Here is a 22570-nt window from a genome sequence, read left to right on the forward strand (position 1 = left end):
GGTGGGGGCGCCGCGGTGTCTGGCGGTGCGGGTGGGGGGTGGTCGCGTACCTGATGGCACGGTTGGGTCATGGCTTGGTTGTGTCATTGGGAAAGCGCTCGCTTCCTTCTCAGGAATCCTGGTTAGGTGGGGGCATGCACGACGGTTCGTTGCTCGATCCGCATGAGGAGCACACCTACCGGCTGCTGGTGGGGCTGTCCGCTGCGCGGGCCGCGGAGCTGGCCGAGGTCGCCGAACTGCCGCCGCACGAGGCCGACGAAGTACTGCAGCGGTTGCAGGCGAAGGGGCTGGTATCGGTCCAGGGAGCCGACGAGCCGGTGTTCCGGCCGTTGCCGCCGGATGTCGCGTTCGGTACGACGCTGCTGCGCCGGCAGGAGTCGCTCGAGGCGGCGCGGCAGACCGTGGCGTCGCTGAGCGAAGAGTTCCGCGCGAGTGCGAGCCGGCGGGACGCGCATCATCTGGTCGAGGTGATCATCGGTACGACCACCCTGCGCGAACGCCTCCGCGACCTGCAGAACTCGGCCCGCGAGGAGATCCTGTGGTTCTGCCGAGCGAATCCGCTCGCGATGCAGGGCGCCGACAACACCGAGGAGTACGGCGCACTGTCGCGCGGGGTGCGCTACCGAGCGATCTACGAACGCGCGCTGATCGAGACACCCGGCGAGCTCGACTCGATCGCCGAAGGAGTCAGCTGGGGCGAGGAGGCGCGGGTGGTCCCGACCCTGCCGGTGCGGCTCGCGATCGTCGACCGGCAGACGGCGATCTGCCCACTGGTCAGGGACGACGAGGCCCGTATCGGTGAGCCGTCGGCCGCGATCATCAGCCGCGGGCAGTTGCTCGACGCGTTGCTGGCGCTGTTCGAGAGTTACTGGGAGCTGGCGACGCCGGTACGTCTGCAGACCGGTCTCGTCGAGTCCGACGGCCTGGACGACTCCGAGCGGCTGCTGCTGTCGCTGCTGGTCGGCGGCGTGCCGGACAAGTCCATCGCCAACCAGCTCGGGATCAGTCGCAGAACTGTCCAACGTCGTCTGGACCGCCTGATGGCGTTGGCCGGTGTGGACACCCGCACCGGCCTCGCCTATCAAGCGGCCAAACATGACTGGATCTAGTTGCTGACTCCGTACGCGCGGATCACGGTCTGCGTGATCTTGGCGCCGTTCGGGCACACTGCCTGCACCTTGAGCGAGACGGTGTCGTGGGCGTTCGGTACGACCGCCAAGTAGTGGCCGGAGGCACCTACTACCGCGAGCCGCCGCCAGGTCGCCCCTTCGTCGAACGAGGCCCATGCCTGCAGTGAGCGAGCCTGTGGCGACGCGAGGCCGATCACGTGGGTACGCGCGCTCACCCGGCCCGTGAGGTCAACCGGAACGGTGTAGCCGACCTGCTGCAGCGCCAGCGGCACCGCCTTGTCGTCCGGCTGCGCGCCCGAACGGAACTCCCAGGAGGTGTCCGTCCGCGTCCCCCAGTTCCATTCGCCGTCTTCGTCGATGCGGGCGGTGGAGACGTCGAGTTTGTACGCCGCGTCGGGGCTGGTGGTGATCACGTCGGCCCAGGCGTTCGGCAGTTCCGCGATGACCTGTCCGTTGCGGGACAGGGTTGCGGACGAGGACGTGGTTTCGCCTCGGGTGTAGTGGCCGGCGGCGTCGACGAAGGTGGGGATACGGAAGGACAGCCGGTCGCCCGTGCGGGTGGACGGTACGCCGGGCGCCGCGGCCGGGCGTACTATCGGGCCGAACCAGGTCTCCTCGGACTTGGTAGGACGGTAGCTCTGAGGCAGCGATGCCATCCCGCCGCTCAGCGGGTTCATCGTGTCCCACGTGTACAGGTGCGACACCCGGTGCTGCCAGAGCGAGTCGCCCGACGTCCCCCACTCCTCGCGGACCTTCGGCGTCTCGACGAAGCGCTGCGAGTCGTTCCAGGAGTACTCCTGCCACGGCCGCCACCCGAACCGCTGCTCCTTGGCCCAGTTGAACCCGCCGTTGTCGGCGTACCGCGTGGTGATCCGCGCGCTGTTCGCCGGCGTCACCTTGTAGTCGATCTTCGCCGGGATGAAGCCGGTCGAGACCTGCTGTACGTCGTACAGGTACGGACTGGAGGTGGTCAGGGTCAGGTCGATCGTGGCGCGGCCGCGTTTCGTGCGGTCGATCAGCTTCTGGCCGTCCTTGGAGGTGGTGACCATCGCGGGGATCGGTTCGCGGTCGCCCGTCGGAGTCCACACCGTCCAGGCGGACCAGTCGGGCGGGCGAATCAGGATGATGCCCGCGGCGCCTGCCTGGGCTGCCGCGGTGATCTGAGCGGTCTCGTCGTCACCGGCCATCACCACCACGGCGCCACGCACACCCTTGAGCGACGAATCCGAGTACACGAGGGGGAAGTGGCGTTTGCCTTCGAAGGCGGGAGATTGGTGCAGGAGGTTGATGTCCAGCGGGCCCGGGACGCCAGGGACAGCCGCCTGGACCATGGGGGCCACGAGCTGCCAGCGCGACGAGAACTCGAACGTACCGTCGCGCACCGGCTTCGTAGGAGTGACGTTGACCTGCTTCACCGTGCTGAAGTGCATCACGCCATGGCTGATCGAGCGGCCGTTGCCGTACACGCGGTGCACGTAGTAGCTCAGTACCGCCTGCTGCTCCGACGGCTTCGGCGTCTCGATCGTGATCGGGACCGCCTTGCGGGCGTCGATGACGACGTCCGTGTCCTTGTTCACCACGATGTTCGGGTCGGTGAACAGGCTCGCCTGCTCGTTCTGCGGGTCGTTGTTCTCGACCAGCGAGTGCAGCAGATACGTGCCTTCCTCGACCTCGGCGGTGTACGTCTGCCCGTCGCCGATCCAGCCCAGTACGTCGGACCGCGCGTTGTCGCCGTACAACGAGACGACCGGCGATCCGGTCGGCCGGCCGTCCAGCCCGATCGCCCGCAGCGTCACCTTGTGCTTCGGGCCGGACCGCAGCGCGCCGACCGCCGTGTGCGTGACCGTTCCATCGGTGCCGGTGGCAACGATCCATCCGCTGTACTGCCCGCGCCCGAGCTTCGCCGGATCGAGCGACAGACCTACGTCGGCAGTCCCGTGCGCGGGCACTGTGACCGAGGGGGTGTGGGTGAATCCCTCCGGCGATGGCTTACCGCTGTCGAGGTTGGTGATCTGCGTGGCGAGATTCAGCGTGACCGGGCTGTCGGCGTCGTTCCGGTACGTGATCGTCCGCGTGCTCGGATCAGCTGACGTCTGCAGACCGAAGTCCGCGACGCCGCTCGCGGTCACCTTCTGCGCGACAGCGCGGGTCAGGTCGACCCGACCGGCGCCCTGTTGGTAGACGGTCTGGCCGGGCTGCGTCTTCGCCTTACTGACCAGCGCGTTCTTCAGCTGGTCGGCCTTCCAGTCCGGGTGCTGCTGCGCAAGCAGGGCGGCAGCACCGGAGACGTGCGGCGTCGCCATCGACGTACCGGAGGCGGCGGTGTAGAGCTCGTCGACCGGGTCGCCCATCGCGGTACCGGCGGCGCGGGCGGCGATGATGCCCACGCCGGGCGCGGTGATCTCCGGCTTCAGGCCCGAGTCGCCGAGCCGCGGGCCGCGGCTGGAGAAGTCGGCGAGCTTGTCCTCCCGGTCCACCGCGCCGACCGTCAGCGCGGCGGCGGCGGCGCCTGGCGTACCGACCGACTCGTCCCGGCCTTCGTTGCCGGCCGCAACGACGAAGAGCGTCCCGGTCCGCGCGGTGATGTCGTCGACCGCCTGGCTGAGCGGGTCGGTGCCGTCGGTGGGGTCACCGCCGAGGCTCATGTTCACCACCTTCGCGCCCGCACCGGCGGCCCACTCCATGCCGGCGATGATCCACGAGTCGTACCCGTACCCGTCGTCGCCGAGCACCTTCCCGACCAGCAGGTCGGCCTTCGGTGCGACGCCCTTGCGGGTACCGCCGGCACCCGCGCCGGTCCCGGCGATCGTCGCCGCGACGTGGGTGCCGTGGCCGAAGTGGTCCTCGGTACCGCTCGGGCTGCCGGAGAAGTCCCGGCTCTCCTTCACCTTGCCCTGCAGGTCCGGGTGGGTCGCGTCGACACCGGTGTCCAGTACGGCGACCTCGACGCCGGAGCCCTCGTACCCGGCCTGCCACGCGTCCGGCGCGCCGATCTGCGGCACGCTCTTGTCCAGTACCGGCTTGACCTTGCCGTCCAGCCAGATCTTCGCGACCCCGGCGTTGAGCGAACGGGCACCGACGGACGGCTTCAACGAGTTCCACAGCGCCGGGAGCTGGTCCTTCGCCACCTCGATCGCGCGGCCGCCGATCGACGGCAGTTGCCGCGTGGTCGTCGTACCGGCGAGGTTCGCCGCGGCGCGGACACCGGGCGTGTCCTTGACGATCAACGGGAGGTCGTCGGCGGCTCCGTACCCGTCGGCGATCAGCTCGTCGACGTCGAACAGGTTGACGTCCAGGACGCCGCTGGAGATGTACGGTACGGCGTCGCTCGGCAGCACGCGGAGGCCGCCGTCGGCCTCGACGGTGTGGAACGAGACGCCTTCCCGTCCGGCGGCCGGGCGGACCGTGGCAGCTTTGTGGCCGCCGCCGGCGTCGGTCACCTGAACCACGTCACCGGTGATCAGCGTGATCGTGGCGGAGTCTCCGGCGGAGTCTGTGGCGACGTGGTTGGCTGGTGGGGGTGCCGCGGCGGACGGGATCACCGTCGCCGCGCCGAGGGCAAGCACCGCCGCCGTGGTCAGCGCGGCGGCACGTCGGGGGAAGGACATGGGCAGTTTCTCCTTCGGGCGGGACAGCCTTCGGACCGAGTTTGCAATCCGTTCACAGGAATCCGGCCTGTCCATCACTGCCGTCCCTGCGACATGGCGCAACCACGCCATACTGTTTGCCTCGCCTCCGGCTCGGCGGGTCATGGGGGCTGTGACTCCCGGCCTTCCCTCGTCGCTCCGGTCGCTGCGCTCCCTCCGCTCCTCAGTCCAGGCCGGGAGGCCCCCATGACCGCACAACAACTGGTCCGCAGGTGGGCATGGATCGGGACGTTCCTGATCGGGGCGGGGTTGTATCTCGCGGTGCTGGCCGTGCTGACCGACACCGGGAACCCGAACCTGTTCCCGACGATGATCCTGCTCGGCGCGCTGGTGGTGCCGTTGACGTTCGTGACGTTCGCGGCCGGCCGGTCCGGGCGCTGGCTGATCGACGGGCCGACCCTCGGCGGCTGCCTGCTGTTCGGGGGCGTGGTCGGTGTGGTAGTCGCCGGCCTGCTCGAGTACGACGCGATGCGACGGCTCGGCGCGCTGCCGATGCTCGGCGTCGGGCTGATCGAGGAGGCCGCCAAGCTGATCGTGCCGACCGTGCTGGTGGTGTTCTTCGGGCACCGGTACCGGACGTCGATCGGCCGCGGCATCGTGATCGGGATCGCGGTCGGCACCGGGTTCGCCGTCCTCGAGACGATGGGGTACGCGTTCGTCGCGCTACTGCGATCCGGCGGGAGTGTCGGCGCCGCCGAGCAGACCCTGTTCATCCGCGGCCTGCTGTCCCCCGCCGGGCACGCCGCCTGGACCGGCCTGACCTGCTGGGGACTCTGGCGCTTCGTGATCGCGCCCACCGGCCGGCACTTCGCCGGCTTCGTCGGGATGTACGCGCTGGCCGTCGCGCTGCACACGGTCTGGGACGGCATCGGCGGCCGGATCACGTACGCCGTCGTCGGTGCGATCTCGATCGGCCTGCTGCTGTACGGCCTCAAGCGCGCCCAGCGCGCCGACCTCCAGTTGGCCACCCGAGGGTATGGACAAGACGTGTCGAAATGAGTACGGTCCGTAACTGCGTCCCGCCTGACGCCACCCTGTCGTGAGGTACCGCCCGCCAGTGGTACCTCGCAGGTAGGTGGGCAGAGCAGGCCGCGGCGGTACGTCACGGCCTGATGGGGGCCCGCTTGCCCAGGTGGGGTGCTGACGGACACTCACTCCGTCGGCGCCCCACCGGTTCAACTCTTCACCTGGTGTTTGTTACGCCGCCCGGGAAGCCGGGCAGACTGACCTGCGTCCACCGGTTCCCAACCGCCCCTGGGAGTTGCCGTGCAACGACTCTTGCGTCCGACGCTGCTGATCAGCGCCGTACTCGCCCTTCTCGGCTTCGGCGTCACGCCGTCGAACGCCGCCACCACGATCACGGTCGCCACCGCTATCGGCAGACAGGACGGCTCGGCCGCCTCCGTCACCGGCTACGTCGTCGGGCAGCCGACCGCGACCAGCACCGTTGTCCGCAGCAACTTCCCGAACGACTACGCGCTGGCGCTCGCCGACACGGCGTCCCAGACCAGTACGTCGGCGATGCTCTACGTACAGATCCCGGACGCGTTCCGCGCGTCGTACGGTCTGCAGAGCAACCCGACGCTGCTCGGCAAGCAGATCACCGTCACCGGCACGCTGACGGCGTACTTCTCGCATCCCGGCCTGAAGAACGCGACGGCCTTCGCCGGCGGGGGCGGTACGTCGGACCCGGGTGATCCCGGCGACTACTACGCCACCGCGACGGGCAAGACCGGCGCCGCGCTGAAGTCCGCGTTGCACGCGATCATCTCGCAGCAGACCAAGCTCAGCTACGACCAGGTCTGGGACGCGTTGAAGGTCACCGACCAGGACCCGAACAACAGCAACAACGTGATCGAGGTCTACTCCGGCCGCTCGATCGCGAAGAGCCTCAACGGCAGTGGCGTCGACGACTGGAACCGCGAGCACGTCTGGGCCAAGTCGCACGGCGACTTCGGTACGGCGACCGGCCCGGGGACCGACCTACACCACCTGCGTCCCGAGGACGTCTCGGTGAACTCGGCCCGCGGCAACCTCGACTTCGACAACGGCGGTACGGCGGTTCCCCAGTGCACCGGTTGTACGGCGGACTCCGACTCGTTCGCGCCCCGCCCGGCGGTCCGTGGCGACGTCGCCCGGATGATCTTCTACATGGCCGTGCGGTACGAGGGCGACGACGGGTTCGCGAACCTGGAGCTCGACGACCAGGTCAACAACGGCACCGCGCCGTACATCGGCAAGCTCTCGGTGCTGAAGGCCTGGGCCGCGGCCGACCCGCCGGACGCGTTCGAGAAGAACCGCAACGAGGTCATCTACAGCCAGTTCCAGCACAACCGGAACCCGTTCATCGACCACCCGGAGTGGATCAGCTCGATCTGGCCGTAGGCCTCACCGGTACGTCTGCAGATCCCGTCCGGCCTGCCCGAGGGCCGGGCGGGTCTCCGGTGGGCGCACAGCGGCCGCCTGCTTCGCTTCGGGTAGCTGGGTGACCTGCGCGATACCGGACTGCGCGGCGGCGAGGCCGAGGCGGGTCTGCACCCACTTCTGGAAGCCCGGGTCGCCGACCTTGACCTGATGGCCGGTGCGGGTCAGCAGGCCGCGCGAGACGAGCTTCTGGGATGCGGCGTCCAGGGTCCACCGCTCCGGCCCCTCGACGCCGGCGCGGGTCGGGATCGGCATCCCGTGCGCGCCGTGCGCGGCGGTCTTCGCGAGCATGTCCTTCTCGGCGGGCGAGCAGTTGTACCAGGCGGCGTCGTACAGCACCCGGGAGCGGAGCTCGTGCCGGCCGGTCGCGGTTGCGGCGATGTCGGCGGTCAGCGTCCGGTCCGGACCGGCCAGCTCGAGCGCCTCGCCGGTCAGCGTCCGCATCCGGCTCGGGTTGCCGTTCGCCGCGGCGATCAGGTGCTCGACCGCCGCCGGGTCGTACCGGATGCCGGCCGCCTCCAGCGGGCGGGTCAACGCCGGCCGCAGCTCTTCGGTGCTCAGCGGGGTGAGCCGGCGGACGTCCCAGCGGGCCGCGTCCATGGTCTCCTTGCCGGCGTCCCCGCCCGATGCCTCGAGCAACCGGCTGGTGGCTTCCTCGCCGCCGGCCGCGATCAGGAACAGCGGCTGCTTGGCCCGGCGCAGCTCCGCCGACAACGAGGTGAGCGTGCTCAGGTCCTGTTTGTCGGCGGCGTCCAGGTTGTCGACCATCAGCAGGATCGGCTGTCCGGTCGGCGCGGCCATCTTGCCGAGCTGCGCGGCGACCTCGTTCAGCGTGGTACCGACGGAGTCCTTGGCCACCCCTTCCCAGGAGGTCTGGACGCCGACCCGCGGGCCGGGCGCGATGCCGAACCGGACCTGGGCGGTGTGCATCTGGTTCTGGGTCCGGACCGCCATCTTGGTCAGGAGCTTCTTCAGTTCCTTCACCTCGCCCGGCGGGAAGCGCTCCTCGAAGGTCTCCAGCTGATCCTGCAGCGCGCGGATCATCCGGGCCTCGATGGACTCGCGCCGGGTGGCGTCCATCCGGATCGAGATCCAGCCCTCCGCGTCGGCCAGCTGTTTGGTCCGGGTCAGCTCGTGGCTGGTCCCGGATCCGGGCGGGCCGGTGAACAGTACCGACGTACCTCTGGGCACCCGCTGGTCGAGCGAGAGCGCCCGGCCGTGCTCGTCCTTGCGGTCGACCTGGTGGACGAGTTTGTCCGCCTGGCCGAACAGCTGGTTCGCCTTCTCCCGCTTGCCGGTCGGGTGTGCCGGTGCGAGCGCGCTCTCGTGGGGTCCGCTGCCCGGCAGCAGCGGCTGGGTGGCCGGCGGCTTCGGGGTCTGGCCGAGGTAGCCGTTCAGCCAGTCCCGGAAGCCGTGGTCCGGGATCGTCACCACGGTGCCGTCGTGTTCGCGGAGCAGCCCGCGGGCGACCAGGTCCTGACGCGCCTCGTCGATCTGCTGCCAGGCCCCGGGGCCGGCGGCCTGGGTGACGGCCGGCATGTACAGCCCGTTCCGGCCCTCGGCGGCGACGCGGGTGAGCAGGTCCTTCTGGGCTCCGGTCGTACCCTTCTGGTCCCACAGGTCCTGGTACAGCTGGGCCGCGTCCGCGTTCACGCGGGCCGTCGCCCGCGCGGCGGTGAAGACCGTGATCCCGTGTTCGCCGTCCCGGTATGCGACGGCGGCGTTGCACAGGTTGCGCAGCCTGGTCGGATGCCCGTTGGCGGCCGCGAGCAGGCTCTCGATCGCGGCGTCCTCGTACGGGATCCGCGCGTCGCGCAGGATCGCGGTGATCGCCGGCCGGAGCTGTTCGTCGCTGAGTGCTCCGAGCTCGCGGACGTCGAACTGGTTCGACGTCGTGGTGGCGATACCGGACATCCGCCGGGACGCCTGCATCAGCGCGGGCGTCGACATCGAGCCGCCCGCGGCGACCAACCAGACCGGGCGGTCGAGACCCTCGATGTGGATCGCGAGCTCGTTCAGACCGGCCCGGTCCTTCTCCTTGGCCCGGTCGATGTTGTCGACGAGCAGCACGATCGGCCGGCCGTCGAGTTCGGTCAGCCTGCCGAGCTCGTCGGCGAAGTCGTTCAGCGTGGTGCCGAGCTTGTCGTACGCCGTGGTGTCCTGCTCGGTCTTGTGGATCGCCTGCACCGGCAGCGCACCGCCACCGACGCGAGTCTCGATGCCGACCCGGGTCTTCCGGCCGCTGCGGGTCAGGTCGTTGACCGTCTTGCGGAGGTTGCGGAGCGGGTCGGGACGCAGTCGCCGCAGCATCCGACCGGCGCTGGTGGCCGCGGGTGCACGCCCCGCGAAGCGGGTCTCGAGTGCGGCCAGGCTGTTCCGGACCGCGCCGGTCAGGTGGTGCTCGAGCGGCATGTCGGCGGAGGCGGACAGCCGGATCGTGGTCCAGCCGTGCTGGGCGGCCAGGTCCTCCGCGCGGTCGAGTTCGCTGCTCTTGCCCATCCCGGGTGGCCCGGTGAACAGGATCGCCTTGCTCTCCGGCAGTTCGTGACCCAGCGAGATCGGATGACCGAGCCGGTCGGTGCGCGTCACCCGGAGGCTGTCGAAGACCTGGGCCATTGGGCAAGCGTGCGGATCGTAGCCGTCGGTGACACTGTCGGTGAGTTACCTACCGGTTAACACTCGACTCCCGGAAATTGAACACGCCGTCCGGACAACCGGTCTATCGGGGCCGCCCGATCGCGCAGTCCTGAGCCGCAAGTGTTGGAGCGCCTCGGCCGGCACTGTCACCCTCGGTGCTATGCGAATCGCTCGAGGAGCCGGGGTCAGCAACTCGTTCACCATCCGAGGGACGTGAGAGATGAGAACCAACCGAGTACTCGCCGCCGCTCTGCTCGCAATACCGCTGATTGCTGCACCCGTGGCGGCGAATGCCTCCCCGGATCCAGACCTGCACATCACCTCGGTGACGCTGAACAAGACCGGCGTCGCCGTCAGCGGCCTGAACACTGTGCCGGTCACGGTGACGGTCAAGGGTTCGTACGCTCCCGGGCCGACGCAGCCCGTGAACGTGATCCTCGAGCGGACCGGAGGCAGCGGCCAGGAGCGCTGGCTGTTCTCGACGAACCTGGTCCGCAACGAGTCGGCCGGTGCGTGGAGCGGTCCGCTGAACGTCCCGTCCACGGCGAACGGCACGTTCAAGGTGACCGGCGTACAGACCGGGCCGTTCTTCCCCGGCAGCGGCAGCATGACAGACCCGACGCCGTACGCCGGCCCGTCGCTCGCGGTCACCGGGACGCACCAGCCGAAGATCACCGCCTCGGTGAACCCGAAGTTGGTGCCGTACGGCAAGCCGTACTCGATCAAGTGGGCGGTCACCGACGCGCAGACCGGTAAGCCGTACGGCAGCCGCGTCCGCGTGGTCCTCGGCATCGACAACGTCTGCGCGGAGTACTCCGGTCCCAGTTACACCAATCTCACCGCCACCGACGGAACGGTGACGAAGGCATACGCGGCCACGGACGCCAACTGGGTCAACTGTCTGCTGCTGCCTGGCAACCCCGCCTCCGTCGGCGGACTGGGCCTCTTCGTGGCGCGTCCGGTCACCAAGCCCACGGTCACCGCGGTGCCGTCGCGGACCAGCGCACCGGTCGGGACGGTCGTCCCGGTGAACGGCGGCGTCTACACGGTGCGACCCGGCTGCAAGGTGTACCTCCAGCGGTTGTACGGCGCGACGCAGTGGCGCAACGTCAGCGCCGCCATGGTCCGCTCCTCCGGGCGCTACACGGTCAACGCGCAACCGGCGTACAAGGGCACCATCCTGTATCGGGCGTGGGTCCCGGCCTGTAGTTCGATCGGCGCCGTCAGCAAGGCCTTCTCCATCCGCGGCACCTGACCGCATTGAGCGGGTGGGTTAGGCTACTTAGGTTGACCTAACCTACCCGCCCGAGAGGACCGTGGTCGCGTGCCGAGCCCCGCACCCCGTCGTAACCGTGTCTGCAAGCGCGCCGTCGTGCGGCGGACCGAGCGGATCACTCCGCACATGATCCGGGTCGTGCTGACCTCGGACGACTTCACCGGCAACGGTTTCACCGACGCGTACGTGAAGCTGCTGTTCTGCAAGGACGGCGTCGAGTACCCGGAGCCGCTGGACATGGGCGTGGTCCGGGAGACCTACCCGGCCGAGCACTGGCCGACGATGCGGACGTACACCGTACGCAACTGGGACGCCGACGCCCGCGAGCTGACCATCGACTTCGTGCATCACGGCGACGAGGGGATCGCGGGACCGTGGGCGGCGTCGGCGCAGCCGGGTGACGTCGTGTGGTTCAACGGCCCCGGAGGTGCGTACACGCCGGACGAGCAGGCCGACTGGCACCTGTTGGTCGGTGACGAGAGCGCGCTGCCGGCGATCGGCGCCGCGGTCGAGAACCTCGCGCCCGGCGCGCGGGCGACCGTCCTGGTCGAGGTGGCGGACGAGGCCGAGCAGCAGAAGTTCGGCGGCGTGGGTGATGTCGACGTGCGGTGGTTCCACCGCGGCGCCGGTGAGCGCGGTGACGGTCTGGTCGCGGCGGTCGAGGCGCTGGACTTCCCCGACGGTACGCCGCACGTGTTCGTGCACGGCGAGGCCGGGTTCGTCTTCCGGATCCGCAAGAACCTCTTCCAGGACCGCGGCCTCCCCCGCGACCGCGTCTCGCTGTCGGGCTACTGGCGCCTCGGCAAGAACGAGGACGGCTGGCAGGCCGAGAAGGCCGAGACCCGCCAGCGCCAGACGGCCTAGCCCGGCTGGTCCGCGCGGCGGACGGTCAGTACGTCGATCAGCGTGCTCGCCTGGTTGGTGGGGAGGACCCAGTCCTCGCCGTTCGCCTGCAGGATGACCGCGGGGCCCGCGGTGGCGGCGGCGTGGCTGATCGCGATCGGGAACTTGAGCCGTTCCGCGCCCGACAGCGAGAACTCGTGGCTGCCGGTGATCGCGGTCAGCGGGTAGCTGCGCGACTGCTGGTCCGAGCGCGGCACCGGGTGCGACTGGATCGTGACATCGTCCGCTCCGACCAGGACGGCGGCCAACGGGATGCCGCGGAGCCGGAAGACCAGCTCGTACGGCGTACTCGCGAGCTCCGGCACGAACGGGACGAGCAGTGCACGATCCGCCGCGCGTGCGAGTGCGAGGCCCGCGACGATCCCCAGGATCAGCCCGGGCAACGCGAGGACTGCCGGCCACCACACTCCGACCGCGAGTGGGAACAGCGTCACCATCAGCCCGGTCAGCCCGCCGAACAACCCGGCGACGCCGGTCCACCAGCGCGGTTGGTACCGGTGCCGGCGGCGTAGTACGAACCCGAGCACGAGCATGCCCAGCGGTACGACGCACCCGATCCACGCAGCCGCCGGACCGCTCGCGGCGATCACCGCGACGACCACCAGCAGCAGCACCGGAATCCCCAGGTACGCCGCCGCCACGATCCCATGCACCCGCCGAAGCCTGCTCTCCACAGGGAAAACCCAAGCACATCCCTGCGACAGCACCTACTGTGCAGGACGTGATCGAGATTCCCGCGAGGCTCATTCGGAACCACAGTGAGAAGGCGTCCGACTGGCTGGACGGTCTGCCGATGGATGTCGAGCGGTACGTCGGTGAGTGGGATCTGACCATCGACGGTGACGTGCTGAGCGGCGAGGCGTCGTTGATCGTTCCCGTCGTACGGCGCGACGGGACGCCGGCCATGCTCAAGCTGCAGTCGGTGAATGACGAGTCCGAGAGCGAAGCGCTGGCACTGCGGACCTGGAACCACGACGACGTGGTCGAGGTGCTTGAGGACGACCCGGCTACGTCAACCCTGCTGCTCGAACGCCTCCAACCGAAGACGCTCGACGACCTGCCCGACGACATCGAGGCGACGCAGATCCTCGCCGAGATCCTCACCCACCTGATGGTCGTCCCGGCCCCGCCCGGCGTCCGGCGCCTCGCGGACATCGCGGGTCAGATGCTGGCGGACGCGCCCGCGATCATCCCGCTGCTGGTGGACCCGGCCGAGCGCGCGCTGAGCCGCCGGCTGGCGGATCGGATGGCGGAGGTGCTGCCGGAGCCCGGCGACCGGCTGCTGCACTGGGACCTGCACTACTACAACGTGATGGCCGCGGACCGGCAGCCGTGGTTGGTGATCGACCCGAAGCCGCTGGCCGGCGACCCGGGATTCGAACTCATGCCCGCGGTGTGGAACCGGTGGCAGGATCTGGTCGCGACCGGTGACGTGCGGCAGGCGATCCGGAACCGGTTCGATCTGATGCTCGACGTGACCGGGATCGAGCGGGACCGGGCGCTGGCGTGGACCGCCGGCCGGATCCTGCAGAACGTGCTGTGGTTCACCGAGGACGGGGACACCCGGATCGAGGACGAGTTGAAGACGGTCGCCGATGCCCTCCTCGCGTGATTACATGATTACGTGACTACTCCCACGCTGTACGAATGGGCCGGCGGGCACGACGCGCTCCGCCGGCTGACCGAGGTGTTCTACGACAAGGTGCTCGAGGACCCGATCCTCGCGCCGGTCTTCGCGCACATGAGCGAGAACCACCGCGAGCACGTGGCGATCTGGCTCGGCGAGGTGTTCCGCGGCCCCAGCCGGTACACCGACGAGCTCGGCGGCTACCCGGCGATGCTCGCCCACCACCTGAACCTCGGCCTCACCGAGGAGCAGCGGGCGCGGTGGGCCGGCCTGATCGCCGCCAGCGCGGACCCGGCCGGTCTGCCCGGCGATCCGGAGTTCCGCTCGGCGTTCGTCGCGTACATCGAATGGGGGACGCGGATCGCGCTTGCCAACTCCCAGCCCGGTGCCACGCCGCCGCCCAAGGCGCCGGTGCCGCACTGGGGCTGGGGCGAGGCGCCGCCGTACCAGCCCTGACAGGAGTCGCGCCCCCACAGGTTGGGTAGAGTCCCGATTCACGCTGTGTCCGCCGGCGGGGATGCGAGGCTTTGTCTGTGACCGCTCAGCTCGAGTACCCCGACGTACAGGATTCCGATGCGCTGTTGTCCGTCCAGGGGCTGTGGAAAGTGTTCGGTCCGAAGCCGCAGCGGGTGCCGCATCGGGCCGAGCTGGCCGCGCTGGACCGGGCCGCGCTGTACGCCAGGACCGGCTGTACGGCGGCGGTCCGCGACCTGAGCTTCGACGTGGCGCCCGGCGAGGTGTTCGTCGTGATGGGGCTGTCCGGGTCGGGCAAGTCGACGCTGGTCCGCTGCCTGACCCGGCTGATCGAGCCGACCGCCGGACGGCTGACGTTCGAGGGTGAGGACCTGCGCGCGGCCGACGAGAAGCGGCTGCGGGCACTCCGGCGGAGCAAGTTCTCGATGGTCTTCCAGCACTTCGGCCTGCTCCCGCACCGCAAGGTGATCGACAACGTCTCGTACGGCCTGGAGATCCGCGGCGAGAGCAAGCCGGATCGCCGCCGCCGCGCCCAGGAGGTGATCGACCTGGTCGGCCTGGCCGGCAACGAGCACCTGTACCCGGAGCAGCTGTCCGGCGGCATGCAGCAGCGGGTCGGCCTGGCCCGGGCGCTCGCGAACGATCCCGACGTGCTGCTGTTCGACGAGCCGTTCTCCGCGCTCGACCCGCTGATCCGGCGGGAGATGCAGACCGAGGTGGTGCGGCTGCACCGCGAGGTCGGCAAGACGATGGTGTTCATCACCCACGACCTGTCCGAGGCGCTCAAGCTCGGCGACCGGATCCTGCTGATGCGCGACGGCGCGGCCGTCCAGCTCGGCACCGGCGACGAGTTGGTCGGTGCGCCGGCCGACGACTACGTGCGCGACTTCGTCCGCGACATCCCGCGCGCCGACGTACTGACGCTGCGCTGGATCGTCCGGGACCCGCGGCCGGACGAGCCGCTCGACGGGCCCGAGCTCGGTCCGGACGTGCTGGTCCGGGAGGCGACCCGGCTGGTCCTGGAGGCCGACCGCCCGGCGAAGGTCGTCGACAACGGCACGCTGCTCGGCGTCATCGGTGACGAGGAGATCCTCGCCGTCGTCGCGGACGCCTGATGGCCGCCATCACCAGCAATGTGGAGGTCGAGGTACGCCGGCCGCGGCGCAGCGTGGTTGTCGGCGTACTGCTCGTCGTCTGGGTCGCGGCGTACTTCGTCCTGCGCGGTATCGACACGCTTGTCCTCGGCGGCCAGGACACGACCGCGCTGCACCGTTGGCTGACCGGGCACCGCGACGACGTCGGCCAGGGCAACGTCTTCTTCGACGCGATCCGGGCGGTCGTCGACCAGTTCGTCGTCCTGCTCCAGGACGCGATCTCGCAGCCGTCGTTCGACCGCCCGGTACCGGTGATCGGCTGGCTCGGCGTAATCGCGATCGCGGCGTACTGCGCGTGGGCCTTCGGCAACTGGAAGGTCGCCGTACTGACCGCCGCCGGCCTCGGCTTCGTCGGCCTGCAGGGGTTGTGGCAGGAGAGCATGGACACCCTCGCGCTGACCATCGCGGCGGTGCTGCTGTCGCTGCTGGTCGCGATCCCGCTCGGGATCTGGGCGGGGCTGTCGAACCGTGCGTTCAAGGTCGCGACGCTGGTCCTCGATCTGATGCAGACGCTGCCGACGTTCGTGTACCTCGCGCCGCTGACGCTGTTCTTCGCGATCGGACCCGCCGCGGCGACGATCGCCACGCTGATCTACGCGGCGCCGCCCGCGGTCCGGTTGACCGCGCACGCGATCCGTTCGGTGCCGGCGGAAAGCGTCGAGGCGGCCCGTTCGCTCGGCTCGACCGGCGGGCAGACGCTGCTGAAGGTCCTGCTGCCGATGTCGCGGTCGACTGTTGTCGTCGGCATCAACCAGACGATCATGGCGGCGCTCTCGATGGTGACCGTGGCCGCCCTGATCGACGCGCCCGGCCTCGGCCAGACCGTGCTGAAAGCGCTGCAGACACTGGACGTCGGCGTCGCGTTCAACGCCGGCCTCGCGATCGTCGTACTCGCGATCGTTCTCGACCGGGTGACGACGGCGGCGGGCGACCGGCCCTGGCGTACGGCGAGCCTGAAGCGAAAGGTTCTGCTCGGCGCGGGCGCGGTCGCCGTACTGGTGGCGATCTGGTTCTCCCGGACGTACGTGTGGGCGGCGGAGTTCCCGTCGGGGGTGAACGTCGGCTCGCGGATCGCGGTCGTCACCACCGACCTGACGAACTGGGTACAGGACGTCTTCGGCGGGTTCACGTACGGCGTCCGCGACGTGGTGACCAATGCGCTGTTGAATCCGCTCGAAGGCTTGCTGACCGGGTCGCCGTGGTGGCTCGTGTCCGTCGTGGTCGTCGCACTGGCCTTCGTGCTCGGCGGGTGGCGAGGCGCCGTACCGGCGGCGGTGTGCTTGGGTCTGCTGGTGGCGACCGGGGTGTGGCACGACAGCATGGTGACGCTGGCGTCGACGTTGCTCGCGACCGTCGTGGTGGTGGCGGTCGGGCTCACGCTCGGCGTGTGGGCCGGGCGGAACCGGCGGGTCGACACCTGGATCCGTCCGGTACTGGACGCGGGACAGACGATGCCGCCGTTCGTGTACCTGGTCCCGTTCCTCGCGTTGTTCGGGACGAGCCGGTTCACCGCGATCGCGGCCGCGGTGGTGTTCGCGGTCCCGGTCACCACCAAGATCGTTGCCGACGGCATCAAGGCGGTACCGGTCGCGACCGTCGAGGCGGCGAACTCGGTCGGCTCCAGCAGTTGGCAGGTGATCAGCAAGGTGCAGCTGCCGGTGGCCCGGCGGGCGATCACGCTCGCGGTCAACCAGGGTCTGATCTACGTGCTGTCGATGGTCGTCGTCGGTGGACTCGTCGGTGCCGGCGCGCTCGGGTACGACGTGGCGGCAGGTTTCGCGCAGAGCGAGTTGTACGGCAAGGGCCTCGCGGCCGGTCTGGCGATCGTGCTGCTGGGCGTGATGCTCGACCGGGTGACGCAGGCCGCGGCCCGCCGTACCCACAACTACGAAGGAGACAAGCGGTGAAGAAACTCCGGTACGCCGGTGTGCTGACGGCGGTCGCGTTAGCGGTCGCGGGGTGCGGTGGGCAGAAGGTCGGTGCGGACAAGCCGGCCGCCGGCGGGAAGGAGTGCGGTTCGTTCAACCTGACCGTCAGCCCCTGGGTCGGGTACGAGGCGAACGCGGCCGTGGTGTCGTACGTGGCGACCAAGGACCTCGGCTGCAAGGTGACGAAGAAGAACCTGGCCGAGCAGGTCGCCTGGCAGGGCTTCGCCACCGGCGAGGTGGACGTGAACCTGGAGAACTGGGGCCACGAGGACCTGAAGAAGAAGTACATCGACACCGACAAGGTCGCGGTCGAGGCCGGCTCCACCGGTGTCAAGGGCGTGATCGGCTGGTACGTGCCGCCGTGGATGGCCGCGAAGTACCCGGACATCACCGACTGGAAGAACCTGAACAAGTACGCCGCGCTGTTCAAGACCTCGGAGTCCGGCGGCAAGGGGCAGTTGCTCGACGGCGACCCGTCGTACGTCACCAACGACGAGGCGCTGGTGAAGAACCTGTCGCTGAACTACAAGGTCGTGCAGAGCGGCAGCGAGACCGCGCTGATCCAGGCGTTCCGGGACGCGGAGAAGAACAAGAAGCCGCTGCTCGCGTACTTCTACGAGCCGCAGTGGTTCTTCAACGAAGTCAAGCTGGTCAAGATCAACCTGCCCGCCTACAAGCCCGGCTGCGACGCGATCCCTGCGAAGGTCGCCTGCGACTACCCGCCGTACGACCTGGACAAGATCGTCTCCAAGAAGTTCGCCGACTCGGGCAGCCCGGCGTACGACCTGGTCAAGAACTTCAAGTGGACCAACGAGGACCAGAACACCGTCGCCCGGATGATCGCCGTCGACAAACTCACCCCCGATCAGGCCGCCGAGAAATGGGTCGACGCCAACCAGTCCAAGGTCAACGCCTGGCTCGGGAAATAACTCTCTCCACGTCGAAGCGCTCGGCGGGCGGCAGCGGTACGCCGACCTGCTGACGCAGCGCTGATGCTTCGGCGAGCAGCGACAGGGCGCGACCGGGATCCTCGGTCGCGCCCGCCAGCCCTTCGAGGGCGAGGGCGATCGCCCGCTTGTCGCCGGTCCGCCGGCCGAGCTCGAGACCGCGCTCGTGCAGTCGCCGGGCCGCGGCGAAGTCGCCGCGCTGCTCGGCGATGTAGCCGAGCTGGTTGTTGATGAATCCGATCCCGGGCGTCCCGCCGACCTGCTCCAACCACGGGAGCCACATGCTGAAGTGCCGTTCCGCGTCGTCGAGGCGGCCCTGGCGGCGCGCGGACAGGCCGAGCCCGACCTCGGCGTACTCCTCGGCGGACTTGTTCGACTGCTCGACCGCCAGCCGCCGGGCCTGCTCGTGCAGCTCGTCGGCGCGGGCGTAGTCGCCGGTCAGCATCGCGATCCGGCCGAGTCCCGCGGTACGGAACGAGACCTCCGTCCACAGTCCGAGGTCCTCCGCGTGTCTGACCGCGTCCTCCAGGTACGCCGTCGCCGTCGGGTAGTCACCACTGATCTCGGCGGCCACGATCAACGCGTACGTCGCCTGCAGCCGTCCCCAGTCGTCGTCGAGCTCCTCGAACAGCTCCAGACTGCGGCGGCTGTCCCGCTGCATCGCGTCCAGGTCCGCGTGCACGATGTTGAGCTGTGCCCGGGTGCTCAGCGCGGCGGCCAGTCCCCAGCGGTCGTCCCGCTCGGTGAAGTGCGCGATCGCCCGGTCGATCCGCTCGCTGAGTACGCCGGGGTCGCCGTACGCCCAGCGGGTCATCGTGAGGAACCAGAGCGCGTGCGGGTCGTCGCCGACCGCCGCGAGCGCACTGTCGCCGACGGCCGCGACATCGGTGCCTTGGGCATCGGTCGCGGTCATGCCGGCCAGCCAGACGGCGGCCTGGGCGCGCAGCGCGGGCGGTTGGCCGGGGAGGTCGAGCGCGGCGGCGAGGGTACGGCGGGCCTCGCCGTAGCGGCCGCGGAGGTACCAGTACCAGGCGAGCGCGTTCGCCAGTTCGAGCGACGGCGGGAGGAGGCGGAAGTTCGCCACTTCCTGGTCGAGGCGGTGCAGCCATTCGCGCTGCCGCTCGCCGTGCAGCTCGGCCTGCTGGGCGAGCCCGAGGTAGTAGCTCGCGTGCCGCTGCCGCAGCGTCGCCTCTTCAGCGGGGTCGAGCTTTTCGAGGCTGTACGCCGCTATCGACTCCAGCAGGCGGTAGCGGCCCGCCGTTGCGACCACGAGCGACTTGTCGACGAGTGCCAACAGCACCTGCTCCGGTAGCTCACTGACCTGCGCCGCCGCTTCCAGGGAGAACGTACCGGCGTGGACGGCGAGACTCCGGAGCATCCGGCGCTCGTCGGCGGCCAGCAGATCCCAGCTCCAGTCGATGGTCGCGCGCAGCGTGCGCTGACGCTCCGGGCCGGCCTTGCCACCCGACAGCAGCCGGAACCGGTCGTCGAGTCGCTCCGCGAGCCCTTGAACGCCCAGGGAGCGCACCCGGGTCGCAGCCAGCTCCAGCGCGAGCGGGATGCCGTCGAGGCGCTCACAGATCGCGGTGACGTCCTCTGTGATGCCTGCACGCGCCTGGAACAGCTCAGCCGCGGCTGCCGGTGTCAGCGGCGGCACCTCCACCACCTGCTCCCCCGGCACCCCGAGCGCTTCACGACTGGTCGCCAGCACCTTCAGTCCTGGCGCTGACACCAGCAGGCGCTGTACGAGGTCCGCCGGCCCCAGGTGCTCGCAATTGTCCAGAATGAGCAGCAGCTCCCGGTGACGCAGCGAATCCAACAGCCGAGGCAGGAGGTCTCCCGACTCGTCACGGAGATCCAGCGCCGTAGCCAACGCTTCCAGCACGTCACCGTCTCGCAATGCCGCGAGCTCCACCAGTCGCACGCCGCCCTGCCCCAGCTCCGGAAGCACGGTGCCGATGCCGCGGCCGACCTCGAGCGCCAGCCGGGTCTTGCCGACGCCACCCGGGCCGACCAGCGTGACCAGCCGGTTGGTGGCGAGCTGCTGCTGCACAACCGCCAGCGTGTCCGCCCGTCCGACCAGCGGGTTGAGCGGCGCCGGCAGCGTTGGCGAGCGTTGCAAGGACGGGTCGTGGCGCAGGATCGCCCGGTGGAGGGCAGCCAGTTCCGGGCCGGCGTCGGCGCCGAGTTCCTCGGACAACGCTGCGCGGAGGTCGGCGTACGCGCGGAGCGCCTCGTGCTGCCGACCGGCGCGGTAGAGCGCCTTGAGGTGGACCGCGTGCAGCCGTTCGTCGAGCGGGCGTTGCGGAAGGAGCGCGGTGGTTCGCTGGAGTACGTCGTCGGTGTGTTCGAGCGCCGTCAGGTACAGGCCCTCGAGGTGCTCACGTGGTGCGCGGGCGAACTCGTGATCCAGGACGTCGGCGTACGGCTGCCCGCGCCAGAGTTCGAGCGCCTGCCGGAGCCGGCCGGCTCGCATGTACCTCTCGAAGAGGTTGCTGTCGACAACCTCCGTGGCCAGCAGGTACCCGGCCGGACCGTGCTGCACGAGCGCCCGCGAGCCGGGCTCCGCACGATCCAGCGCCGACCTCAGCTGGGACACCCGCGCCTGCAACGTCCCGGTCGCGTTGCGCGGCGGACGCGACCCCCAGAGGTCCTCGATCAGCCGGTCGGCGCTGACCGGCGTACCCAGGTTCGCCAGCAGGTCCAGGAGCAGGAGCCGGACCTTGGTGTCGGGTACGGCGACCGGTACGCCGGTGTCCGTCCGCACGAGCAGCGGACCGAGCACCCCGAAGTACATACCCGTAGTAAACCCGTAGCGCGTTCTCCGAGCATCGGCTGCATGAGTTCACGAGAAGCAGTGACAGTGATCGGCCTCGGCGCGATGGGGTCCACGATGGCCCGGACGTACGTCGCCGCCGGGCATCCCACCACCGTCTGGAACCGGACGCCCGGCAAGGCGGACGGACTAGGAGCCGTACCGGCAACCACCGCTGCCGACGCGGTGGCGGCCGGCACGGTCGTGGTGATCAGCCAGGTCGACTACCCGGCGATGTTCGACTCGCTCGCCGATGCGGATCTGCGCGGACGCGTGCTGGTCAACCTCAGCTCGGACAGCCCGGAGCGGCTGCGCGAGGCCGCCGCCTGGGTCGCCGAACGCGGAGGCACGCTGGTGACCGGCGGCATCATGGTCCCGCCGCCGGGGATCGGGAAGCCCGGTGCCTACGCCTTCTACGCCGGACCCGTGGAGGCGATCGAGGCCCACCGCGCCGCCCTGGAGGTCCTGGGCCGCGTCGACCACGTCGGCACGGACCCCGGCCTGGCGATGCTCTACTACCAGGCCATGCTGAACATCTTCTGGACCACGTTGATCAGCTACTTCTACTCCGCCGCCTTGGTCGGAAACGCCGAGCACTTGCGTCCGTACGTCGCGACGATGCTCACCGACCTGACCCAGGACGGCCCGATGGGCTTCCTGCGGATCCTGACCCGCGAGCTCGAGTCGGGCGAGTACCCAGGGGCCGACAACAACCTCCACATGCAGGCGGTCGGCGCGGAGCACGTCGTACAGGCTTTCACGGACGCAGGGCTCGACGTGACGGTGCCTTCTGCCGTGGCCGAGCTGTTCGCGCGGGCCGACGCTGCCGGCTTCGGCGGCAACGGCCTGAGCGCTCTGGCGGAAATGGTCCGGAAGCCGTAGCCGGCTGCTGTCCCGGCTTGAAGTGGGGTTGAGCTTGTGCACACGGGCCGGGGGCAACTATCACGATGTGGGCGAGCAACGCCGACGACACGCCGGATTTCGGACAAAACCGGGTAAGTTCGTGCCCATGATCATCGTGACAGCTGCACTGAAGGGCGGGGTCGGTAAGACAACCACGTCGGTGTACTTGGCCGCGCTGGCATCTTCCAACCGTCGAACCTCGACTCTGATCGACGCGGATCCGCAGGGCAGTGCGGCGGACTGGATCACGGAGTCCACCGACGACCAACTGAACCGGATCGAGATCTCGGAGGCGCCGACCGAGCGGCTCCTGAACAAGGCGCTGGACAAGGTGCCGCCGGAGGGCATCGGCATCGTCGACATGCCGCCGTCGCACGAGCGGCTGCTCAACAAGGCGCTCGAACGGGCTCGGATCGTGGTCATCCCGACCCGCGTCGGCGGCGTCGAGACGCCGCGGGTGAAGGCCGTGATGGAGCTCGTCCCGGACGACGTGCCGGCCGGCCTGGTGATCTGTTCGGCACGCACCTACACCCGCTCGTACCAGGACGCGATGCAGCAGTACGCGGCCGAGAACATCCCGGTCTGGGGCACCATCCCGGAGCGCGTCTCGATCACCGCCGGCCCGACCGGCCCACTCGCGGCCGACGGCCTCGAGTCCTACAAGAAGGTCTGGCGCAAGATCCTGGCGGCGGCCCGCACGTAGCA

16 protein-coding genes are annotated in these 22570 nt (G+C 69.6%); 12 read left to right on the top strand and 4 right to left on the bottom strand.

What is annotated here, in order from left to right; genetic code table 11:
* The first annotated feature begins 134 nt into the window (after positions 1-134).
* Positions 135-1109, top strand: a complete 975-nt coding sequence (locus tag FB475_RS15940; protein WP_141856773.1) for a helix-turn-helix domain-containing protein — start codon at positions 135-137, stop codon at positions 1107-1109.
* On the opposite strand, the gene FB475_RS15945 is transcribed toward FB475_RS15940, so the two are convergent.
* The gene (locus FB475_RS15945; protein ID WP_141856775.1) at positions 1106-4738 is read right to left on the bottom strand and encodes a S8 family peptidase; all 3633 of its coding nucleotides are present in this window, start codon (positions 4736-4738) and stop codon (positions 1106-1108) included. The two genes, FB475_RS15940 and FB475_RS15945, sit on opposite strands and share 4 nt — an antisense overlap.
* Before the next feature lie 225 nt (positions 4739-4963).
* Between FB475_RS15945 and FB475_RS15950 the strand changes: the two genes are divergently transcribed.
* On the top strand, positions 4964-5776 hold the full coding sequence (locus tag FB475_RS15950; RefSeq protein WP_141856777.1) for a PrsW family intramembrane metalloprotease: 813 nt from the start codon (positions 4964-4966) through the stop codon (positions 5774-5776).
* Positions 5777-6043: 267 nt separating this feature from the next.
* Positions 6044-7162: an endonuclease gene (locus tag FB475_RS15955; RefSeq protein WP_185759267.1), complete on the top strand. Its 1119-nt coding sequence runs from the start codon at positions 6044-6046 to the stop codon at positions 7160-7162.
* 3 nt (positions 7163-7165) lie between these two features.
* On the opposite strand, the gene FB475_RS15960 is transcribed toward FB475_RS15955, so the two are convergent.
* Positions 7166-9817, bottom strand: a complete 2652-nt coding sequence (locus FB475_RS15960; RefSeq protein ID WP_141856779.1) for an AAA family ATPase — start codon at positions 9815-9817, stop codon at positions 7166-7168.
* A gap of 241 nt (positions 9818-10058) precedes the next feature.
* On the opposite strand from FB475_RS15960, the gene FB475_RS15965 reads away from it, so the two are divergent.
* On the top strand, positions 10059-11093 hold the full coding sequence (locus FB475_RS15965; protein WP_141856781.1) for a hypothetical protein: 1035 nt from the start codon (positions 10059-10061) through the stop codon (positions 11091-11093).
* Between the two features lie 69 nt (positions 11094-11162).
* Positions 11163-11978: a siderophore-interacting protein gene (locus FB475_RS15970; RefSeq protein ID WP_238332170.1), complete on the top strand. Its 816-nt coding sequence runs from the start codon at positions 11163-11165 to the stop codon at positions 11976-11978.
* On the opposite strand, the gene FB475_RS15975 is transcribed toward FB475_RS15970, so the two are convergent.
* Entirely contained in the window at positions 11975-12670 is a 696-nt protein-coding gene (locus tag FB475_RS15975) for a hypothetical protein (RefSeq protein ID WP_141856783.1), read from the bottom strand. The genes FB475_RS15970 and FB475_RS15975 overlap by 4 nt on opposite strands.
* A 59-nt stretch (positions 12671-12729) precedes the next feature.
* Here FB475_RS15975 and FB475_RS15980 point away from each other — a divergent pair, with 59 nt between their 5' ends.
* From FB475_RS15980 to FB475_RS16000, 5 genes are all read left to right on the top strand, one after another.
* Entirely contained in the window at positions 12730-13629 is a 900-nt protein-coding gene (locus FB475_RS15980) for an aminoglycoside phosphotransferase family protein (protein WP_420359215.1), read from the top strand.
* A 12-nt stretch (positions 13630-13641) separates the two neighbouring features.
* A complete protein-coding gene (locus FB475_RS15985) occupies positions 13642-14100 on the top strand; it encodes a group II truncated hemoglobin (RefSeq protein WP_141856785.1) in 459 nt (152 codons plus the stop codon).
* A 77-nt stretch (positions 14101-14177) separates the two neighbouring features.
* Positions 14178-15233: a quaternary amine ABC transporter ATP-binding protein gene (locus tag FB475_RS15990; protein ID WP_141856787.1), complete on the top strand. Its 1056-nt coding sequence runs from the start codon at positions 14178-14180 to the stop codon at positions 15231-15233.
* Positions 15233-17179 carry an ABC transporter permease subunit gene (locus FB475_RS15995; protein WP_141856789.1) on the top strand — a complete coding sequence of 649 codons (1947 nt, stop codon included), beginning with the start codon at positions 15233-15235 and terminating at the stop codon, positions 17177-17179. The genes FB475_RS15990 and FB475_RS15995 overlap by 1 nt, the downstream gene beginning before the upstream one ends.
* Positions 17176-18129 carry an ABC transporter substrate-binding protein gene (locus FB475_RS16000; RefSeq protein ID WP_141856791.1) on the top strand — a complete coding sequence of 318 codons (954 nt, stop codon included), beginning with the start codon at positions 17176-17178 and terminating at the stop codon, positions 18127-18129. Before FB475_RS15995 ends, FB475_RS16000 begins: the two co-directional genes overlap by 4 nt.
* On the opposite strand, the gene FB475_RS16005 is transcribed toward FB475_RS16000, so the two are convergent.
* Positions 18107-20944: an ATP-binding protein gene (locus tag FB475_RS16005; protein WP_141856793.1), complete on the bottom strand. Its 2838-nt coding sequence runs from the start codon at positions 20942-20944 to the stop codon at positions 18107-18109. The two genes, FB475_RS16000 and FB475_RS16005, sit on opposite strands and share 23 nt — an antisense overlap.
* A 42-nt stretch (positions 20945-20986) precedes the next feature.
* On the opposite strand from FB475_RS16005, the gene FB475_RS16010 reads away from it, so the two are divergent.
* Positions 20987-21844: an NAD(P)-dependent oxidoreductase gene (locus tag FB475_RS16010; protein ID WP_141856795.1), complete on the top strand. Its 858-nt coding sequence runs from the start codon at positions 20987-20989 to the stop codon at positions 21842-21844.
* 127 nt (positions 21845-21971) lie between these two features.
* Positions 21972-22568 carry a ParA family protein gene (locus FB475_RS16015; RefSeq protein WP_141856797.1) on the top strand — a complete coding sequence of 199 codons (597 nt, stop codon included), beginning with the start codon at positions 21972-21974 and terminating at the stop codon, positions 22566-22568.
* Positions 22569-22570: the final 2 nt, after the last annotated feature.

Source organism: Kribbella jejuensis, from assembly GCF_006715085.1.
In the GTDB taxonomy this organism is placed as follows: domain Bacteria; phylum Actinomycetota; class Actinomycetes; order Propionibacteriales; family Kribbellaceae; genus Kribbella; species Kribbella jejuensis.

Excerpts from the sequence above, each read along its gene's own strand:
- FB475_RS15940 (WP_141856773.1), top strand. The coding sequence starts at position 135 with ATGCACGACGGTTCGTTGCTCGATCCGCATGAGGAGCACACCTACCGG.
- FB475_RS15945 (WP_141856775.1), bottom strand. The coding sequence starts at position 4,738 with ATGTCCTTCCCCCGACGTGCCGCCGCGCTGACCACGGCGGCGGTGCTT.
- FB475_RS15950 (WP_141856777.1), top strand. The coding sequence starts at position 4,964 with ATGACCGCACAACAACTGGTCCGCAGGTGGGCATGGATCGGGACGTTC.
- FB475_RS15960 (WP_141856779.1), bottom strand. The coding sequence starts at position 9,817 with ATGGCCCAGGTCTTCGACAGCCTCCGGGTGACGCGCACCGACCGGCTC.
- FB475_RS15965 (WP_141856781.1), top strand. The coding sequence starts at position 10,059 with ATGAGAACCAACCGAGTACTCGCCGCCGCTCTGCTCGCAATACCGCTG.
- FB475_RS15995 (WP_141856789.1), top strand. The coding sequence starts at position 15,233 with ATGGCCGCCATCACCAGCAATGTGGAGGTCGAGGTACGCCGGCCGCGG.
- FB475_RS16005 (WP_141856793.1), bottom strand. The coding sequence starts at position 20,944 with ATGTACTTCGGGGTGCTCGGTCCGCTGCTCGTGCGGACGGACACCGGC.
- FB475_RS16010 (WP_141856795.1), top strand. The coding sequence starts at position 20,987 with ATGAGTTCACGAGAAGCAGTGACAGTGATCGGCCTCGGCGCGATGGGG.
- FB475_RS16015 (WP_141856797.1), top strand. The coding sequence starts at position 21,972 with ATGATCATCGTGACAGCTGCACTGAAGGGCGGGGTCGGTAAGACAACC.